25 protein-coding genes and 1 tRNA gene are annotated in these 16,390 nt (G+C 41.9%); 5 read left to right on the top strand and 21 right to left on the bottom strand.

The genetic code is table 11. From position 1 onward, the window contains the following. Positions 1-2: 2 nt before the first annotated feature. From OL444_RS24015 to OL444_RS23965, 12 genes are all read right to left on the bottom strand, one after another. Entirely contained in the window at positions 3-896 is an 894-nt protein-coding gene (locus OL444_RS24015) for a DNA cytosine methyltransferase (protein WP_264729293.1), read from the bottom strand. Next, positions 893-1,306: a recombination protein NinG gene (locus OL444_RS32030; protein ID WP_371878107.1), complete on the bottom strand. Its 414-nt coding sequence runs from the start codon at positions 1,304-1,306 to the stop codon at positions 893-895. Before OL444_RS32030 ends, OL444_RS24015 begins: the two co-directional genes overlap by 4 nt. Before the next feature lie 5 nt (positions 1,307-1,311). After that, entirely contained in the window at positions 1,312-2,004 is a 693-nt protein-coding gene (locus OL444_RS24010) for a hypothetical protein (protein WP_264729294.1), read from the bottom strand. Then, positions 1,979-2,785: a hypothetical protein gene (locus tag OL444_RS24005; protein ID WP_264729295.1), complete on the bottom strand. Its 807-nt coding sequence runs from the start codon at positions 2,783-2,785 to the stop codon at positions 1,979-1,981. The genes OL444_RS24010 and OL444_RS24005 overlap by 26 nt, the downstream gene beginning before the upstream one ends. Continuing rightward, positions 2,730-3,755, bottom strand: a complete 1,026-nt coding sequence (locus tag OL444_RS24000) for a DUF4373 domain-containing protein (protein ID WP_264729296.1) — start codon at positions 3,753-3,755, stop codon at positions 2,730-2,732. Before OL444_RS24000 ends, OL444_RS24005 begins: the two co-directional genes overlap by 56 nt. 5 nt (positions 3,756-3,760) lie before the next feature. Further along, positions 3,761-4,108: a helix-turn-helix domain-containing protein gene (locus tag OL444_RS23995; RefSeq protein WP_264729297.1), complete on the bottom strand. Its 348-nt coding sequence runs from the start codon at positions 4,106-4,108 to the stop codon at positions 3,761-3,763. A 47-nt stretch (positions 4,109-4,155) separates the two neighbouring features. Further along, the gene (locus tag OL444_RS23990) at positions 4,156-4,518 is read right to left on the bottom strand and encodes a hypothetical protein (protein WP_264729298.1); all 363 of its coding nucleotides are present in this window, start codon (positions 4,516-4,518) and stop codon (positions 4,156-4,158) included. 247 nt (positions 4,519-4,765) lie between these two features. Next, positions 4,766-5,182: a hypothetical protein gene (locus tag OL444_RS23985; RefSeq protein ID WP_264729299.1), complete on the bottom strand. Its 417-nt coding sequence runs from the start codon at positions 5,180-5,182 to the stop codon at positions 4,766-4,768. Beyond that, the gene (locus OL444_RS23980; protein ID WP_264729300.1) at positions 5,151-5,549 is read right to left on the bottom strand and encodes a zinc-finger-containing protein; all 399 of its coding nucleotides are present in this window, start codon (positions 5,547-5,549) and stop codon (positions 5,151-5,153) included. Before OL444_RS23980 ends, OL444_RS23985 begins: the two co-directional genes overlap by 32 nt. Next, positions 5,546-6,010: a hypothetical protein gene (locus tag OL444_RS23975; RefSeq protein WP_264729301.1), complete on the bottom strand. Its 465-nt coding sequence runs from the start codon at positions 6,008-6,010 to the stop codon at positions 5,546-5,548. Before OL444_RS23975 ends, OL444_RS23980 begins: the two co-directional genes overlap by 4 nt. Beyond that, positions 5,985-6,731, bottom strand: a complete 747-nt coding sequence (gene bet, locus OL444_RS23970; RefSeq protein ID WP_264729302.1) for a phage recombination protein Bet — start codon at positions 6,729-6,731, stop codon at positions 5,985-5,987. Before bet ends, OL444_RS23975 begins: the two co-directional genes overlap by 26 nt. Positions 6,732-6,870: 139 nt before the next feature. After that, complete coding sequence (locus OL444_RS23965; RefSeq protein ID WP_264729303.1) at positions 6,871-7,308, bottom strand: LbetaH domain-containing protein; 438 nt, start codon at positions 7,306-7,308, stop codon at positions 6,871-6,873. Positions 7,309-7,321: 13 nt separating this feature from the next. Here OL444_RS23965 and OL444_RS23960 point away from each other — a divergent pair, with 13 nt between their 5' ends. Next, on the top strand, positions 7,322-7,696 hold the full coding sequence (locus tag OL444_RS23960) for a hypothetical protein (RefSeq protein WP_264729304.1): 375 nt from the start codon (positions 7,322-7,324) through the stop codon (positions 7,694-7,696). A gap of 35 nt (positions 7,697-7,731) precedes the next feature. On the opposite strand, the gene OL444_RS23955 is transcribed toward OL444_RS23960, so the two are convergent. The 7 genes from OL444_RS23955 to OL444_RS23925 all read right to left on the bottom strand — a co-directional run bounded on the left by OL444_RS23955 (position 7,732) and on the right by OL444_RS23925 (position 11,241). Beyond that, positions 7,732-7,914 carry a hypothetical protein gene (locus OL444_RS23955; RefSeq protein WP_264729305.1) on the bottom strand — a complete coding sequence of 61 codons (183 nt, stop codon included), beginning with the start codon at positions 7,912-7,914 and terminating at the stop codon, positions 7,732-7,734. Between the two features lie 161 nt (positions 7,915-8,075). Beyond that, positions 8,076-8,196, bottom strand: a tRNA-OTHER gene (locus OL444_RS23950). A gap of 1,461 nt (positions 8,197-9,657) precedes the next feature. After that, on the bottom strand, positions 9,658-9,789 hold the full coding sequence (locus tag OL444_RS23945; RefSeq protein ID WP_264729306.1) for a hypothetical protein: 132 nt from the start codon (positions 9,787-9,789) through the stop codon (positions 9,658-9,660). Then, positions 9,786-10,112: a hypothetical protein gene (locus tag OL444_RS23940; protein ID WP_264729307.1), complete on the bottom strand. Its 327-nt coding sequence runs from the start codon at positions 10,110-10,112 to the stop codon at positions 9,786-9,788. The genes OL444_RS23945 and OL444_RS23940 overlap by 4 nt, the downstream gene beginning before the upstream one ends. Beyond that, positions 10,093-10,380, bottom strand: a complete 288-nt coding sequence (locus tag OL444_RS23935) for a hypothetical protein (RefSeq protein ID WP_264729308.1) — start codon at positions 10,378-10,380, stop codon at positions 10,093-10,095. Before OL444_RS23935 ends, OL444_RS23940 begins: the two co-directional genes overlap by 20 nt. A 280-nt stretch (positions 10,381-10,660) precedes the next feature. Beyond that, positions 10,661-11,017 (bottom strand): hypothetical protein, encoded by a 357-nt coding sequence (locus OL444_RS23930; protein WP_264729309.1) that lies wholly within the window; start codon positions 11,015-11,017, stop codon positions 10,661-10,663. A gap of 2 nt (positions 11,018-11,019) precedes the next feature. Continuing rightward, positions 11,020-11,241 carry a hypothetical protein gene (locus OL444_RS23925; RefSeq protein WP_264729310.1) on the bottom strand — a complete coding sequence of 74 codons (222 nt, stop codon included), beginning with the start codon at positions 11,239-11,241 and terminating at the stop codon, positions 11,020-11,022. A gap of 149 nt (positions 11,242-11,390) precedes the next feature. On the opposite strand from OL444_RS23925, the gene OL444_RS23920 reads away from it, so the two are divergent. From OL444_RS23920 to OL444_RS23905, 4 genes are all read left to right on the top strand, one after another. Then, positions 11,391-11,855: a helix-turn-helix domain-containing protein gene (locus OL444_RS23920; protein ID WP_264729311.1), complete on the top strand. Its 465-nt coding sequence runs from the start codon at positions 11,391-11,393 to the stop codon at positions 11,853-11,855. A gap of 325 nt (positions 11,856-12,180) precedes the next feature. Next, positions 12,181-12,720, top strand: coding sequence for a hypothetical protein (locus tag OL444_RS23915; RefSeq protein WP_264729312.1), 540 nt, complete (start codon positions 12,181-12,183; stop codon positions 12,718-12,720). A gap of 120 nt (positions 12,721-12,840) precedes the next feature. After that, the gene (locus OL444_RS23910; protein WP_264729313.1) at positions 12,841-13,305 is read left to right on the top strand and encodes a terminase small subunit; all 465 of its coding nucleotides are present in this window, start codon (positions 12,841-12,843) and stop codon (positions 13,303-13,305) included. Continuing rightward, the gene (locus OL444_RS23905) at positions 13,302-14,609 is read left to right on the top strand and encodes a terminase large subunit domain-containing protein (RefSeq protein ID WP_264729314.1); all 1,308 of its coding nucleotides are present in this window, start codon (positions 13,302-13,304) and stop codon (positions 14,607-14,609) included. The genes OL444_RS23910 and OL444_RS23905 overlap by 4 nt, the downstream gene beginning before the upstream one ends. A 131-nt stretch (positions 14,610-14,740) precedes the next feature. On the opposite strand, the gene OL444_RS23900 is transcribed toward OL444_RS23905, so the two are convergent. After that, a complete protein-coding gene (locus OL444_RS23900; RefSeq protein WP_264729315.1) occupies positions 14,741-15,400 on the bottom strand; it encodes a methyltransferase domain-containing protein in 660 nt (219 codons plus the stop codon). Next, positions 15,376-16,323 (bottom strand): glycosyltransferase family 4 protein, encoded by a 948-nt coding sequence (locus tag OL444_RS23895; RefSeq protein WP_264729316.1) that lies wholly within the window; start codon positions 16,321-16,323, stop codon positions 15,376-15,378. The genes OL444_RS23900 and OL444_RS23895 overlap by 25 nt, the downstream gene beginning before the upstream one ends. Positions 16,324-16,390: the final 67 nt, after the last annotated feature.

Raw genomic sequence — 16,390 nt, 5'->3', positions numbered from 1 at the left:
GTTTAGTTAAAATATTTCATTGCCTCCAATCCTATCCACCTAGCCATAGGTGGAGCTACTGCATTGCCTATAAGGCGGTAGCTACTTAATTTGTCAGGGAAATGAAAATCATCTGGGAAGCCTTGCAAGCGGGCAAACTCTCTGATAGTGAATGGCCTGACACCATGAGGGAAACGTTTGTCTTTTACCAGGCGTGTACCTCTGTCTTTGCTGTAGTGTGCTAGGCATGTTGGCGCAAAGGCATTGTGATCATCCGGATCTACAATAATGGGCAGATCGCGATAATTGCCATTGAGTCGAGTATACACATAATCCGGTATCTCTACTTTTGGATTTTCCTCAAGTAAGTTAGATAGACAAGCACGCTTATTCATTCCAGGAGCAGCTGGCATGAAGTGTTTACGTGTGCCAATCAATATCAGGCGTTCCCGTGACTGAGGAAGCCAGCAAAGGGCGTCCACTGGACAGAATACATTAACATAATAACCAGGCAACTGTGTCATTGCTTCCATTACCACGGGGAACTTCTTCATTCCTGGTACATTCTCCACAATATACATTTCCGGCTTCTCGATGGCTATGTGCCGGAAGAAATGAAGAAACAAATCATCACCGGTGCGAGTGCCTTTAATGTCGGCTATAGTGCTGTATTTTGTACATGGATATGTGCCAACGATGATGTCCGTTCGTTCCTGCTCCAGAACTGTTATATCTTTTATGTCTTGTGTTAGTACCTGGTGGGAGAAGTATTGTTGATTGGCCTGCATGCAATCTGTAGCCTCTTTATCAAGGTCGAGGCTCTGAGTCATATTTATTCCGGCCTGCATCAGTCCCAACTCCATCCCTCCGCATCCTGAGAAATATCCCTTCGCTGTTGGTTTATAATTCATATTCATTTTAGCTTCCCTTTATAAGTTTCAATTATTGATATGAGATCTATTCTATGCCATTTTGCAGTGTTCCGGCAGGTAGACTTTATTATATCCACGGAATCCTGTCCGATTTTTTTAATCAGGTTCTCCTGGTAGGATATCAGGTTCCCATGAAGGAATGTGTTACATTTTTCACACTGGCCATGGACGTTATCTTCGTTGAACCTGACAGCTGTATGGTGCCCTGCGGACATAAAATGCCCTGCATGCATTTTCGAAACCGGCTTGTATTCCTGGCAGCTGATGCACTTGAAATACCCATCTTGGCTATCACGTTGCCGGATATACCTGTTAAATACTGTTTCAGCTTCACGTAGCAGGAAGGATATCCCGCGGCCTTTATACTTCTGTATTGTCTTCGCACTTAACTCCATCTTCGTCAGGTATTAATGTTCTCTTTCTCCATATTTTTCGGGCGGCCGGTGGTGGACAATACCTGGAAGGACACAACCCAAACCCATGGGTTGTTTTCCCAAGAGTCTATGCCGTTAATTGCCTGCCATGTGTCAAAGAATGATGCCCAATAAGCGTGCGATGGCCCATCATGAAGTTCTCCATTACAGGTGAGGTCTGCGATGTAATTCGGGTCTATACCCTCTGCCATGGCATCTTCTTCGCTGATATCTTGCACTCTTTCTACTCGTATGCCTGTCACCTGCAGCCATATCCTGGCGGCGGATTTTGGCATATGAATAGCCCGCTTCCATTTTAAGGGGCCATCATCATCATACCAGTACCCACTATCCGACTTAAAGATGTGCTTCCACATCCCTCGGGTTTCATCATAAGTAGTCTGCCATGTCTCCCGAACATAGAGGATATCACCTAGTCCCCCATAGGGGCATGACCATTTGTAGATTCCCCCTTCTTTAAGCTCCTTCCCATTAAGAGAAGTATGCCATCTAAAAAGCAATTGGCCATGTTCATTTACATGAGGGATTGCATCATGCTCAGAAAAAACACATTTTGGCGGCTCAATATCAGCCTTTAGAATCCTGCGAGTTTGCGTTTTCCGGCCAGCCAGAATTGCCTGCACCATTTCGGTATTAAAGAGAATTGGTAGTTCTTTCATCTTCGTCATTTTCTTCGTTTGCAATTGCGTTTAGCGCTTCAATTCGCACGGTTTCCCTTTTTGAGTAATCTACTACTGAGGCCCATAAGTCTTTGTCCTTTCGCCATTCGTCACCCTCTTTAATCAGGAGATCATACTTCTTCCGCCCTTCTGGGTTAGCAGCCGGTGAGGCATGAAGTGCTTCTTTCATTTCTCTGGCGTATGCATGCCGGCATTCCTCCAGTACCTGCCATCTTTCAGGAATAGTTAATGTTATCATGTTGTTCCTGAAAAGCCAGTCATAAACATATGTTGATATGAATGTGGTTCGTAAAACGCCATTACGGGCATTATTTTTAATCTTTTCCCAACTGTCTGACCAATCTGTTTCACTAGCAGGTAGGGCGGCTGTATTGATCTCGTTTGCCCGTTTTTGCGCTTCCAGGTTAGAGAGGTGCTGCCGTTTACCCAGGTATTCGCAAATTGCATCATCGATTAAGGCTAGGTTCAGGCCTTTACCCCAGTCATTTATGTGAGTTCCGTAGGTGCGCATGGCATATTCGAACTCGTCGATGTTCAGATCCTGATAATCATCTGCGAACTTTTTTCGCAGTTGGTCCATGAGGATGGTGACATATTCCGGGTTGTCAGGTATCTGCCAGCCAGTGATAACCGCAATTTTCATCACCATGGCTTTACACTGAACTGATAGTTCTTCCGGGGTGTAATTGCCTATCCGCTTGGAATTATATTTCAGTTGGATCACCCGCTGTTCCTCCGGTAGAAAAGCTCTTAAGCTCATCTTTAAGCTGTCCGGCAATGAGAGCGAAACCGCCGTTTTTACCGTTAAATGCTCCTTTTGCACCTCCGCTGGTTCCACTTGAAGGTGACTGGTTGCCTGTATTACTGCTTTTCCAATCTGCTCCATTTTGATTCTTTACAGGTGAATAATTTTCAGGTGGGTTAGACATGTCCCGGAATTTTAGCCATTCAACAAAGTGCCGGCGGTAGTCTCCTTGGGATTTACCTGTCTTCCCATCAAATTTCAGTTGCCGGTTGAAAGCTGTCAGCCATCCTGTGAGTACCTCCATCGTTATTCCATAACTCGTGAGTATGGGTCGATAGAAGTTTTCATCAGCGGCCGCCGTTGAAGCCAGCTCCTCAAAGGAGGGGGGCGGCGCGGGGCCGGGGGGAGGTTTTGAATCAGGAGTTCCTAAACGCTGTATGATTAGTTCCTGTGCCTTAACCTTCCGTAGTAATTTTTCGATGATGGCGGAGGCGTCTTCTTCTTCTTTCTTCTTCTTTTCTTTACTTTCCTTTACTTTACTTTGTTGACTTTCTTCTTTTAGTTTGCCACATTCTTCCGGAAGTTTGGATGAATATTCCGGAAGGATTAATAAATCTTCTGGAATAATGTAGTTAGCTCGTTTGGCTTTTTTTGACCAATCCACGAATCTTAATTGAATGGAAGATGATGTTAGCACCCTCTCACTTGCCAGCAGTTCCTTATTAAAAAGACCCACATGGCAGCAATAGTTAACTATCTCATTCACCTGGCTTTCCTTCAATCCAAGGTATTCCGCTACATCAAATGCAGTACTTTCGTCCCACGAAATGAAACAGCCTTTTACCCTGTAGATTTCACAAAGAATATAGTCATAGACTGCCAGACCGTTGCAACCGCATTCCTTTTTCAGCCTCTTAATCTTAATATCCTGGTACCTATCAGTTTCGATACTGTAATAGTGGAATCCGGTTTTAATGTTGGCCATCGTTGTTAAAATAAAGTTGGTGTGTCATTTTCAGTACTCTTTCCCCAACCGGTTGATAACTGGTAGTAGTGTTCTGGTACCCCGTGAATCCCTATCCGGTATTCATTCATCCGGTTAATCCGGCCATACTTCTGTAATGTTGACATAGCTCGTCTAACTGATGTAAGTGGTACTCTCGGCCCAATCTTGCCGGTTGACTTCAATTTATACTCAACTTCCGAAGCGGTGAAATGAGAAGCCGGGTTATTGTTGAAGAATCGCATTATGGCGTTTTCCTGGCTTTCGGCTACCTCATGAGCATTATTGAACTGCTCCTGCGTTAAGTGTGTCGTTTGAAAATACTTATTAGTCATACCCTCTCTTTTAAATTATCAATACTGCACTGGGTAGTAGCACTCTGTCAATAAGAAATCAATTTTACTTTGAATTGGCAAATCTCACCACTGAAGGGGAGCCTTTCTATTACTTTGCTGGGCCATCTGTCAATAATTTCCTCAACAAGGTATTTACCCGGACCTTGAAAGTTGACGGTGTCACCCGGTTGTACTTTATTCTGGTGGTCCTCCATGGCATCGACAATAATTTCCGTTGTGACCTCTAGTACTTCTTCCTTTTCTATCCATTTACCGGCCTTGCTATCAAAGTTGGGAGCGGAGTGCATTAATTTTACCTTATCAACCCCATTCATCTTTTGCATTTTCAAAAAGTAAGGGCGATCTGGCAGTTTGTTTGTGGTAATGTTAAACAGATTATGGTGTGCCATAAGTGCTAGTTTTTGTTTTGTTTAGTATTACGTCGTTCCCTGTATTTGGCATTAAATCCACGTCTGCCGGATGCTTTGCCGGATGTTTTAAATCGCCTATCAAAAGCATCGGCCAGGTAGGGGACAAATGGTGCTGGATTACCAGAATCTTCAATGTTGTAGTATCTGATACCATCCCTTGTAAACTCCCCAATAGGTGTGAGGTGTCTTGTTACCCCGTTACCGGTAATTGAAAATGTGCGTCCTATCATATTGTACCCCCTCCGTAGCTGTAAGCCTGTTGCTCTGCTTTCAGAGCGCTGATGCAAGTGCGCAGTAGGTCGATAGTGTGAACAATAGCACGATTTACCCGTTCGCAGAACTCATACTGCGCTTCCTCATCACCAGATTTTGCGCCGGCATATTTGTTTGCCATGGATGGAGATATGGATATATCATGAGCAAGTTTGCTGAATACATAGCTGTCATATGCTTTGGCGGTAGCGGCGCGCCATATCTTTTTGCATATGGCCATCTGCTCTCCGGTAAAGGCTAGCCATGCAGCCAGCTGGCCAGATAAGTCTATCAGGCTATGCACAGACTGATTACTGGTGATCTGCAGGTTAATGGCTGTTAGCTCTGAATATATGGCTTCAACCTCGGTTAATTGTAATGTGGTGTTCATGATTAAATAATTTACATGAGTTTATTACAAGCAAGCATGTTTCAATGTCAAACATACCTATGTGGCAACGTTGTTCCGATATGTTTAATTTAGCTGATAGCCACTTGTATGCTTCCTTTCTATTTAATATTTTCTCCTGCCAAATGGGATCGAAGGCGGCATGAGCCAATTTTTTCATCTCCCTTAGCTTTTTATCAGCAAGTCTCCCAAGAGGTTTATTGGTGCCTTTATGTACGCCGCAGTATGCATCACATGGGCGACATAAAGATATCATGCCATAGGATTTGCCATATATCTCACAACTGTCAGTGAAAATAGGTTCACCGCCGCAGTAAGGGCAAATCTTCCCTTTTTCTATATCTGTCATTTCGCCAAAATAATTTTGAAAGAGGATGTACTGGTTTTGCCAGGCGGATAGACTTCAAAGGTTTCTCCGCTGTCCGGATCTGTTTCTATGGTCATTTTTTTGAGGGATTTCAGAAATGCCTCACGAGCCTTTAGTTCTTCCTGCAGGGGCTTTATTTTATCAGATATCCTCTGCCAAATAACATCTCGTGAAAAGTCATATTTAATACCAGACTGGAAAGGCTCAATCTTTGCATCCAGACGGGCTACCTGTTGATCTTGATATTTGTCAAGTTCCTCAATGACATATGATGTAATGCCCTTTCGGGCTTCCTCACAAATGGACTTAATTCCCTCAAGGACAACTACCACTTTTAGTGGGTCCTCAAATCCCTCTATTACATCCTGTACAATATGTCCAGCCAGGATAGAAATATTACTTTTGGTTGGCAGGATGTTATTGCTGAACTGTTGTAGCTGCATTTCTAAGAGTATTTTTTCGGTTAGTTAAATATGTTTTTAGATTGGTATCTGACTCAAAGAGAGCGCTGTTATTATTATACAGCGCTGCCAGCTCTGGAATAGTCTCACAACTGTCTATAAGAATCTGCAAGTCAGAATTATCAGTAACAGGCATGGCGGAAATATCCTGTATGTCATTTTTGTTATCCTGGGACATTTCATCTATTGTGTATATACCAGACAAATCTTGCGGGTAAGCTTTGCGAAGAGCCAGCGCCTCAGCGACTTTTGAAATCATTGTTCTTGGCATTTTACGCCACATTGCATCCTGTCCAGGCTGAGGCACATATTCAGACCAGTAGGCAACTCCAACTGCAGCTGGATACCTTTGTTCTCCCCTAAACCGGTATACTTTCACTTTGGCACCTATTAGGTTCCTGCTTTCATCTTCAATAAAAATAGGTTCATCCTGTCCCCCATAATCTCCTGACCGCTCAGCAATGACCCGGAATCCGTCAATGGATGTTTGTATGGTCATTTTTTTCTCATACTGTCCAGAATCTTTGTTTTTCACATTTCTGAACAGGCAGTAAATCTGCCTAGTGAGGGGGTCTAAGCCCGTACGTTTGCATTGATAAATGAATAGTTGCAACTCGGCATCTGATGAACCCTTTGCAATTTGATCCTTTATCAGTTTTACATGTTCGTCAGAGAAATCAAGCTTCATTAATGAATTTTCCATAGCTTTGAATTGTGTTTGTATTACTACCTGGCGTTGGCGCGTCAGGTTTTTTATTGTTTGGTAATGATTTTAAGCAACAACAATGTGGCTTTTATCAGGGCAATTAATCCAGCTGTTCGGATAATGTATCCTACTGTTTTCATGGTTTTTCTACTCCGGTTGTTTTGGGGGGTGGTATAGTATCTGGTTTGTTAAGTGTTTCAGCATATGAGGCGATCATTTTTATGTATCCTCCATACTCTGCGATTTGAGTATCATCATACTCTTCACTATGACCTACACTGGTATAGTGTTCCAGCCACTTTTTTATGGTGAATTTTTTGCAGCCAATCTGGATTTCATCTTTACCCCACCAGGATACCACATGTTTGCTGCCGCATCTAACAATAGATTTCACAACTTCATTATTATCGATGCGGGCACCATCTCCAATGATGGCACCATCTCCAATGATGGCATGATCTCCAATGATGGCACGATCATGAATTGATATACCACGTTTTTCAAGTTCAGCTTTGTCATTTGTGGTAAACTCTGACCAACCCTGACCAGATACCCAAAGAAATATTTTTTCCATAATTTTGTGTTGGGTGATTTATTACCAGCCTGGTGTTGTGGCACTGGGCTTTTTATTTTTAAGTAGGTTAGATAAAAAACCGGGCGGCAATCATAAAAATGAACTACTGTTTGCGTTACGCCGCCCGGATTGGATTTCTGTTTTAGGAATAATGCAGGTTTTGTTGAGTATTACATACCATTCTGTTTTCGTTCCCGCCTGCTCCGCTCTATGGCCCACAGTACCGGCAACAACTGCCGCAGGTGGTAATCCGGGTTTATTTTCACTTTTAAAACAACTATCGGCCTACCATCCGGATTCGAACCGGAGAATTTGGCTGCCATTGCCCTACCCGTTTAGTGCCGCCGGAATTGAACCGGACCAATGGGCTTACTTTCCATCGCATTAACCTCTTTGCTATGGTAGGCTCAATGCCAGGTATCATCAAGACCTGGAATCAACCCCAATAAATGCTTCAAGCTTTTGATGGGCATCTTCATATGCCTTACGAAGGGTATGAAATTCTTCGTCCTCTATTTCTTTGAAATCACTATACATTATGAAGGTTTGCTCCATTCCTTCATTTTCCACCAGGTTGACCAACATTTCTTTTTGTTCTTCTGTCATTTTGTTTGAGTTTTTTAGTAATGAGTTATTGATAGTAGTAAGCCGGTAGTCGCCGGCACGCTCGGGTAGCCACCCGACAAGCTCATTTCAGATACCCAGCGGCGGCCGCCTAAATCATCTTACTGGGTGAATGATCATCTGCTAAACCGTCTATGATCTTGTGATCAGGGCAGGGATCGAACCTGCATGGACTCTGGATGTTCTTAGCACCTTCCAGCACCGACTATTTACGCTGTCCTGCGTTAGCTCTCGGTTTTGCGTCTACCATTCCGCCACCTGATCATTTACCGGCACTCACCCGGCCGGTTTAGGGCTATTATCTTGCCGCTTTTCCCATCTCATACCTGTTGAATGATTTGGTCACATACCAGGAAACAGGCTTACTGGTGCATTTACAAGATTGTAGTAACATCGGGGCCATACCGCGAATCAGTATACTATTAGTATAATTCTTGGCACCCCCTGGTTACCGGTGTTGGTATCGAACCAACGAAGCGCTATAACATAGCTATGAACTTCTGCGGATGCCTTGGATCAACCGGTAAACAATGCCCTTTACGCCGGCCATTATTGCGCTGCTTCATGCCTTCTCTCTAATCCGGCTGTCGCAGTAAGTTTGCGCGGCAGGACTGGTTACCTGCAAGCGTGTTGTGTTCCTTTTTAGGTAGCAATTGCTTTTCTGAACTCTTGAAGAGCTTCCCGTCTATGGTACCGCTCCGAGTAGAACACTACATTACTCTGCGTCTAATTCCGCCACGCGCAATATTTTCAGTTTCAAAGAGCTTATTAAACCGGTCAGGTATTGTCTACCTGTCTGTAAACCTGACCGGTCAGGTTAATTAATAATCCTTAACGCGGCTCATCCTTTTTTTCCAAAAATCAGCCTCCACGTATTCCATACAAATACCTAATAGGTAGGTAATCATGATCATAACTTTAAATTTTAAATTGTTAGTAAAAATGCTGCTTCCTGGGGTGGGATCGAACCACCACCACTCACCTGCCGGATATGCTCTGCCAATTAAGCTACCAGGAAAACCATCTCAGAACCAGATAGTAGATACTATCTGGTATTGCTTACCACTTTTCAAATCCTTATTCCTTAACCTACATGTTTATCTCCCATACTACCCGCAGGTAGCGACATATCGTTAAAAAGATCCAAAACATACAATGATTTTTAAGTGTGAAAATATCCGATGAGTGGAAACCCGCCGGGGTTTATCTATTGTCATGTGTGTCGTGTATTTTTGCATTCAATTTCTTGTAGCATGTCCGGTCGCCGTAATTATCCATTCCGTCCAGTAATTCAGTATTCTCAATGATCCATCCGAACACTATTGATATCAGAACAATTACCGCGATGTTCGCCGGCAATGTCCCCAGTATTGTGTTTAATTCTATCAGATTCATAACTTTCGTGGTTGTATAGTGGATGGTCCTTTCCAGTAAGAATGACCATTACGCCGATGAATAGAATGAAAAGGAGGATAACAAGTAATGAGATGAGTAGCGCTGTCATATATTGGCGTATTTAATCTGATCCATCAAATCGTGATACTCGTTTGTTTTTTCAGATAGCATGTATTCCCAATACGAAATATCATTTAGGATACGCTCCCGGAAAGCAGGGTTGCATTCTTCAAGTTTTTGCCGTCCCTTCGCGGCCTCCTCAGACGATGTCTGTATATTGACAAGTATGGCAGCAGCATCTATATGCAGTTGTACAATGTTTCCCATGGCTTAATTTTTAGGCAGGTACTTAATGGCGCCAAAAGTGGCGTTTACTAGTATGCCAGCAAGGGCAATGAATAGGTTTTGCGTAACAATACCAGCAGCAATCCACATAGCGGTATTTGCAATGATATTTTTCATACACGAATGAATTTTGTAGTTAGTATTTTGGTTAGAACATTGTCTGCATGCTCTTTGGTAAGCAGGTGGCCTGTCAGAAAATCCTGGTATTCCACCCACTCCAGTACTATGGAATCCAGACAGGATATTTCAACTAGTATGTGATAGGTGTCATCTTCCTGGAAATAGTCGTGCACTATACCGGTTGCCTGCAGAACCTCCACCACTTCGCCGGCGCACATCTCAGCTTCTGGTTGAGGAGTACCTAGGTAATCCCAGCATACATACAGGCTTCCATCTGGCGCCAGTATATGCCCAATTACTTCAACACTCAACTGGCTCATGGTGTAATTCGTTTAGTTGGTTCAGAATTTCATCAATCTGCTGACTGGTTTCAACTTCGATTGGTCTAATGAACATGCTTAGTACCTGATTGCTGGTGTCTCCAGAATTGAATTTTCCCTTATATACACTTATACCAATGCTTGGATTAATGGTATTATCTGTAACAAGTATTACTTGAGTACAGAACACTTCGTATCTTCCGGTGAGCCCAAGCTCTAAAGCGGTTGAAATAATTTCTTTAAATGCGTTTTTTTCTGAGTTTTTCATACCTTTGTTTTGAATTTGTGAATATTCTGATTTGCTATTCAAACTTCGCCCGGCGCGCCACGCTGGGCTTTTATTTTGAAATAATGTATTCTTTGGTTGTGTTTAACACCCCGGCACTATCAGCTTCGTTGCCAGAACGCGTAAAGAATCCGTCGTTACATAGAGCATTATAGTCCATGTAATGCATGTGTATTACCACACATCTATCACCTGTATACAGGTTGCAGACAACAGTGTCCGAAATAATTTTCATTACATCAATCTGTACCATGTTATATAGTTATGCCCTCCGGGCTGGTGAGTAATCCAATTTGGTTTCTTCCAGTTTTTCGCGAACTACTGCCGCCAGTTCTGGCCGGCTTAATTGTCCAGTATCTGCCAGTTCTTCTAGGTCGATAATAAAGTCCTGCAACCGGTACCCGGTTTCCGGTAGGGGAGTATCCCGTATTTCAACTGCCCTTTGTGTACCGGCTAAGTATCCTTCCACTTCTTCAATATCACCCTGGAAGTACTGGTGTGCATAGAATGGCGCCTCCCAAGATGGCATGTTGCCGGTCAGTGTCAGAACGGATGCACTGAACGTATTGCCATCTCCGTTATCCATTATGTATGTCCATACTGTTGGGAGGAAAGTCATTGTTACTTATTTTTTTTCAGGGTGATTAATTCCTGTGCCTTATCGATTACAGTTTGATTCCAGTATTTATTATCTATGTCCATAGCTCTGAATACTGTTTGTTCATGATAGATGCCGGCAAGGCTATCCGCTACATCCTTCACTTTTACCACAAGTTTTTTCATTCTACGGCGAATCTTCCCCTTCTCACGTTTACGCTCTTTTAATGATAAAGCCGTTGTCATTTTGCGTATATTTACTGTTTATTGACTGTCTAATTGTGTGTAGTTTTGCTTTGTTAAGACAAAAATAAGAACAAAAAAGACTAAAAGAACAAAAAGATCCAAAAGAACAAAAATTTAGATTTCGTTCAAAGAAACCATTGTATAATTAGATGAAAACACCATTTGGCCTTGAACAGGTATTAAGAATTTTAAAGAAGGAGGGTTTTGACCAAGGAGAGGTAGCTGGAAAGATTGGTTATAGTGAGGGGCATTTATCCAAAGTTGTTAACGGGGAGAAGTCATTTTCTGCAAAAATGCAGAAGGCGATAATGGATGAATATGGTAGTTACCTTACAGACATTGTGGTAATAGATAATCCTGTAGAATCAGCAGCCATTATATCTATCAGGATTGAATCCAAGATTGATTCGCTGGCATATGTATTGTCTTGTTTTGTGGAGGGGTTGCCAGACAAAGAAAAGAAAGGCTTGCTGAATAAATTGCATTCTGCCATAGATGATCATGACGGGGAAAAACAAGAGAATAAAACAGAAGCCTTTCAATTATATGTAGAATTGGCTAAAAAGAACGCAAAAGATCGCGCAGGGAAAATTCAACGAAAACTGGAGGAGTAACAGATTTAGAGGCCTTAATTAGTTTCGGTTTCTTCTTTTTTTTCTTGTTTCTCATGATGGTCGGGAATTTTGGTTAGAGTTAAATGGCGTATTAATAGTAATGGCTACTCGTTACTGAATTTCTATCTCATTTGCGCATCGTATTTGCGCGGCATATGACACAAGAAAAGTTCGGTGTATTTAGTTCGCATATATCTTTCTGGTTATAATATGGTTGTGTCGCAGGTGGAATTACATTAAAAGTAATGACACTTTTCCGATAAAACAAACTCTACAACAATTGTATTGTCTATATTGATCTAGAAACTTAAATCCACATACTCATATGAAAAAAAAACTGTTGTTATTGTTACTTCCATTCTCATTCCCGTTACTTGTTAAATCACAAATAGATAAGCGTCTGAGTAGGGCATATGTTGGCATTATGGCTCACCAAGGAACATTTGGAGGGTCTGTTGTAAATAGCTTTGGAGTAAACAGATATTTTGGCGTTGGTGCAGGTGTTGATATAACATCTTTTGAAAAAAAGGTTCTTGTGCCATTTTACGCTGATGTCAGGGGAAGAATACAGTTCAATAATTTTGAGCCATATATTGTTGGCCAATTTGGGAAGCAGCTTTACACAAAGGATTTACCGGAACTGAGGCGCGGTGAAAAATACAATACAACAGGCAAGTATTTTTATGGTGCCGGTGCGGGAATTGCATATAAGCCTGGTAAGATAGGATACTATATATCATATATATATAGATCCTACAAATACAAGTCGTATAGTTTGGGAACCAGTATCAATGGTGTCATAGGCTATCAGGAGAAAGATTTGAATGAAGGAGCCTCGGTATTATCAGCTGGGCTGATTTTTTGATGTATTATATTTAATGTTGTAAAGACTGGTACAAAATGTACTGGTCTTTTTTTATTGGTGTAATCTTTTTATTGGATATAGGTTTAATCTATATCTTTGTTGTGTAAATAGATTTATGCTATGGCCATAAATGAAAAGCAAAGAAGATTTTGTGAGGAATATCTTATTGATCTAAACGCGACAAAGGCAGCTATAAGGGCGGGTTACTCTGAAAAGACGGCAGCCCAAATAGGCTGTGAGAACCTGATAAAACCTGATATTATTGATTATTTGAATATTCGACGTTCTGAGATTTCTGAGAAGACGGAAATAAGCCAGGAATGGGTTATGAAGCGCTTAAAAGATATTTCAGATCGCTGTATGACAGTGGAGCCAGTAATGGAGTTCGACAATAATACCAAGTCTATGAAAGAAACGGGAGAGTACAAATTCGATTCTTCCGGCGCAAACAAGGCAACAGAACTTATTGGGAAACACCTGGGCATGTTCATCACCAGGATAGATGCTACTACAAAAGGTGAGTCGTTGAATAATGAGAAGCGTCCAGTAATGACTTTGCCAGACGGTACAACGCTTGAACTATGACGAATGTTAATGTTATAGATCTGCAAAAGAACCCCAAACAATTTGAGTATTTCTCGCAGATTGTTCGATCATGCAATGGTCAAAACAATTACCGAAAATTCGGTTTTGGAGGCGCCATTAGAGGTGGTAAGACCTATATAACACTTGGAGGACTTATATACTTATCTAACCGTTACGAAGGGTCAAAATGGCACACAATCCGTCAGGACTTTCCTGCACTACAGGCGACCACTATTCCATCAATGGAAAAGATTATCCGGCATTCTTCTAATTGGAAGTGGAACAGAGATAAGGCCAACTACTTTGCATACAATAAAAAGGATAGTAAGATTTTTTTCAAAGGGGAAAACATTAAACAAGACCCCGAATTAACCGACTTCCTTGGACTTGAAACAAATGGTATTTTTTGGGAGCAATTGGAAGAGATAAGCAAAAAGGCCTGGGATACAGGGGCATCTAGGTGTGGGAGTTGGTATATTGATCCTATGCCTCCAGCGCTCACGTTCACAACGTTAAACCCTACTCAGAAATGGCCTAAACAAGAGATTTACATGAAATGGATAAATGGAGAATTGCCTCCTGACTTCTATTTTCAACATGCGCTACCACAGGACAATGCATTTGTGACCGCAGATCAGAAGGCAATATGGGATGGTATGCCAGATAGGTACCAAAAGCAATTCATTGAGGGTGACTGGACAAACTTCGATGAGAAAGACAATCGGTTCGCTTATTGCTTTGAGGAGATTAAGCATGTTGGCAAGACAGAGTGGAATCCGGGACGGGAAACATACCTTTCTTTTGACTTTAACAAAGATCCTATAACCTGCAGTGTATGGCAACATGACGATCATAACATTAGGGGGATAGAGCAGATAAAGCTGAGTAATTCAAATATCTATGATCTGCTTGACTATATCATGGTACATTACCCGCGTGCGGTATTCACAGTTACTGGGGATTCAACTGGTAAAAACAGTACTGCTTTAGTGAAGGATAATATAAATTACTATACGGTGATTAAATCCAAACTAGATCTTAGTATTGGCCAGCTCAAGGTACCTAATATTAACCCAACCATGGAAGAGAATCGAATGCTGGTTAATGCCATTCTTTATCGCGGGAATGTTTTACTTGATAAAGATAAGTGTGCTGGATTGATTTATGATATGAAAAACGTTAGGGTGGCGCCGGATGGGAAGATCATCAAGGAGAACAGAAACGACCCTTCACAGCAGGCAGACTGTTTGGATACTGCACGATATTATTTCAATACCTTCCACCGCAACTTTCTGAAAATATAACCCCTGCTGTAGAAACAGCAGGGGGGGCATTTGAACATTTAAAGATATTTTGTAAAAATTTTATTTGATAAAGTTACATATTGTTTCATATGTAGACCCGTTGGAGTTCCATATGCACTCTACACTATTTATTAAAGTTTTCTTAATACCTGTAGGCAATGGTGGTTAGGCCCAATTTTATCATAAGCAAATGTTCCAGGATTGGTTACAACTTCCACCATTTCAAATCCCGCAAACTCACATGCTGATGTCAATTGATCAATTGTCCATGTAGATACATCTGTCCAATGTTGGCCAATAGTGTTTTGATCATAAATGGGTATCTGCAATAGAGCTAATCCGCCTGATTTAAGATTGTCAGATATTGATTTCATCACCTTTACTCCAGAATCAAAATTGTTGTGAATGAAAACGGAAATAGAGAAAGCATAATCAACCAGTTCTGACAAACCAAACCAGTTATCGACAGCGAGTACTGGTACAATATTCCCTTCCTGTGGCAATTGCTGTAGCATCGAATATGAGAAATCTACAGCATACACCTTTTTAAATTGGTGCGATATTGGCTTCGTCACCCTGCCATTACCAGACCCAAAATCAATAATTGAGTCATTAGACAGATCAACAAATCCATATCTTAGCAATGTTGCTATTATGTACTGGCTGTCTTTTTCGCCGGATTCATTGTATGCAATGTTCCCATGTGCGCCAGCGGGGTGTATTGCCGGATTTGGATCGGTTGCTGCTGCTCTGTCCCAGCCAGCCTTTACTTCTGAATATGTTGGTTGCATATGTAATTGATTAGATTATTCAGTTGGTTTAGTTCATTTTGTGAATTTTCCCATACTTCTTGCGCCCTTGCCCTTAAAGATGGTACAGGTACTACAGACCTGATTGCATGTATCCAAGCAGGTAAGTTATTACGACGCACAAATACGCCAGCATCGCCCAGACTTTCATGCAGTCCAGGAGTATCAGCTGCAACTACAGGTATGCCACATGCTATAGCTTCGATGGCAATGCGTCCATAGCTTTCATATATAGATGGGGCAATAAGGAGCGATGTAACGGCAAACACCTCCCGTATATCATCCTTAGTATCCCAGTAAGTAATATTTGACTGTATGCCCTTATACTGTTGACCATGTGCGCCCAATACGCCTAAAAAACGTTTATCGGGCATCGCGCGGGCGATGTGCTGAAGGATCAGCCCACCTTTATCTTTGTTGCAGTTGACGAGTGTTATAAATCCGTCTTGGGCGGGTTGCATTCCTTTAAACCGGGCCGGGTTGATCGGCGGCCGGACAACGATACCCGGGTGTGGGTAGGCACGATCTTTTTTAACCCACTCAGAGTTATACACAAGGAAGACATTTTGTAAACCTTTCCGGAGGATATCAATCTCAAAGCTATGGTGCAGAACATGAACAATGGGTTTATTGTATTCCTGGGCGAGATCTGTTGCCTCATAGCTGTCATCAAGGTGCGTGAAAATAATATCACATTCTTTGATTGGCCCTACCCTTTCGGCTCCTTTGGTATTTACTACCCGTGAGCCACTGATATTATATTCACTTTCAGGAGACAGCCGGGATATTACAATAATCTCATGGCCCAGCTCCGCAAGATAGTCGTTTATCTCCTTCGCCATCCACTCCGCACCAGCGTTCTGGTAAGGTGGGTAGTTATGTATGATCCAAAGTATTTTAGCCATGCTCACAATTTCGATAAAACAAAAGTATATATAATTTCTATAGTTTTAAATACTGTCATAGATAAAA

Origin of the sequence: Chitinophaga nivalis (genome assembly GCF_025989125.1) — a bacterium.
GTDB classification, from domain to species: Bacteria; Bacteroidota; Bacteroidia; order Chitinophagales; family Chitinophagaceae; genus Chitinophaga; species Chitinophaga nivalis.
This window is presented reverse-complemented; position numbering and strand designations above follow the sequence as displayed.

Bases quoted from the DNA above. Each gene is read 5' to 3' on its own strand.
- bet (WP_264729302.1), bottom strand. From the start codon at position 6,731: ATGGAAAATTCATTAATGAAGCTTGATTTCTCTGACGAACATGTAAAA.
- OL444_RS23935 (WP_264729308.1), bottom strand. From the start codon at position 10,380: ATGAAAAACTCAGAAAAAAACGCATTTAAAGAAATTATTTCAACCGCT.
- OL444_RS23895 (WP_264729316.1), bottom strand. From the start codon at position 16,323: ATGGCTAAAATACTTTGGATCATACATAACTACCCACCTTACCAGAAC.
- OL444_RS24010 (WP_264729294.1), bottom strand. From the start codon at position 2,004: ATGAAAGAACTACCAATTCTCTTTAATACCGAAATGGTGCAGGCAATT.
- OL444_RS23945 (WP_264729306.1), bottom strand. From the start codon at position 9,789: ATGAAAAATATCATTGCAAATACCGCTATGTGGATTGCTGCTGGTATT.
- OL444_RS23925 (WP_264729310.1), bottom strand. From the start codon at position 11,241: ATGACAACGGCTTTATCATTAAAAGAGCGTAAACGTGAGAAGGGGAAG.
- OL444_RS23900 (WP_264729315.1), bottom strand. From the start codon at position 15,400: ATGCAACCAACATATTCAGAAGTAAAGGCTGGCTGGGACAGAGCAGCA.
- OL444_RS23980 (WP_264729300.1), bottom strand. From the start codon at position 5,549: ATGACAGATATAGAAAAAGGGAAGATTTGCCCTTACTGCGGCGGTGAA.
- OL444_RS24000 (WP_264729296.1), bottom strand. From the start codon at position 3,755: ATGGCCAACATTAAAACCGGATTCCACTATTACAGTATCGAAACTGAT.
- OL444_RS23965 (WP_264729303.1), bottom strand. From the start codon at position 7,308: ATGGAAAAAATATTTCTTTGGGTATCTGGTCAGGGTTGGTCAGAGTTT.
- OL444_RS23940 (WP_264729307.1), bottom strand. From the start codon at position 10,112: ATGAGCCAGTTGAGTGTTGAAGTAATTGGGCATATACTGGCGCCAGAT.
- OL444_RS23985 (WP_264729299.1), bottom strand. From the start codon at position 5,182: ATGAACACCACATTACAATTAACCGAGGTTGAAGCCATATATTCAGAG.
- OL444_RS23930 (WP_264729309.1), bottom strand. From the start codon at position 11,017: ATGACTTTCCTCCCAACAGTATGGACATACATAATGGATAACGGAGAT.
- OL444_RS24005 (WP_264729295.1), bottom strand. From the start codon at position 2,785: ATGAGCTTAAGAGCTTTTCTACCGGAGGAACAGCGGGTGATCCAACTG.
- OL444_RS23905 (WP_264729314.1), top strand. From the start codon at position 13,302: ATGACGAATGTTAATGTTATAGATCTGCAAAAGAACCCCAAACAATTT.
- OL444_RS23915 (WP_264729312.1), top strand. From the start codon at position 12,181: ATGAAAAAAAAACTGTTGTTATTGTTACTTCCATTCTCATTCCCGTTA.
- OL444_RS32030 (WP_371878107.1), bottom strand. From the start codon at position 1,306: ATGGAGTTAAGTGCGAAGACAATACAGAAGTATAAAGGCCGCGGGATA.
- OL444_RS23910 (WP_264729313.1), top strand. From the start codon at position 12,841: ATGGCCATAAATGAAAAGCAAAGAAGATTTTGTGAGGAATATCTTATT.
- OL444_RS23975 (WP_264729301.1), bottom strand. From the start codon at position 6,010: ATGCAGCTACAACAGTTCAGCAATAACATCCTGCCAACCAAAAGTAAT.
- OL444_RS23920 (WP_264729311.1), top strand. From the start codon at position 11,391: ATGAAAACACCATTTGGCCTTGAACAGGTATTAAGAATTTTAAAGAAG.
- OL444_RS23955 (WP_264729305.1), bottom strand. From the start codon at position 7,914: ATGACAGAAGAACAAAAAGAAATGTTGGTCAACCTGGTGGAAAATGAA.
- OL444_RS23990 (WP_264729298.1), bottom strand. From the start codon at position 4,518: ATGGCACACCATAATCTGTTTAACATTACCACAAACAAACTGCCAGAT.
- OL444_RS23995 (WP_264729297.1), bottom strand. From the start codon at position 4,108: ATGACTAATAAGTATTTTCAAACGACACACTTAACGCAGGAGCAGTTC.
- OL444_RS24015 (WP_264729293.1), bottom strand. From the start codon at position 896: ATGAATATGAATTATAAACCAACAGCGAAGGGATATTTCTCAGGATGC.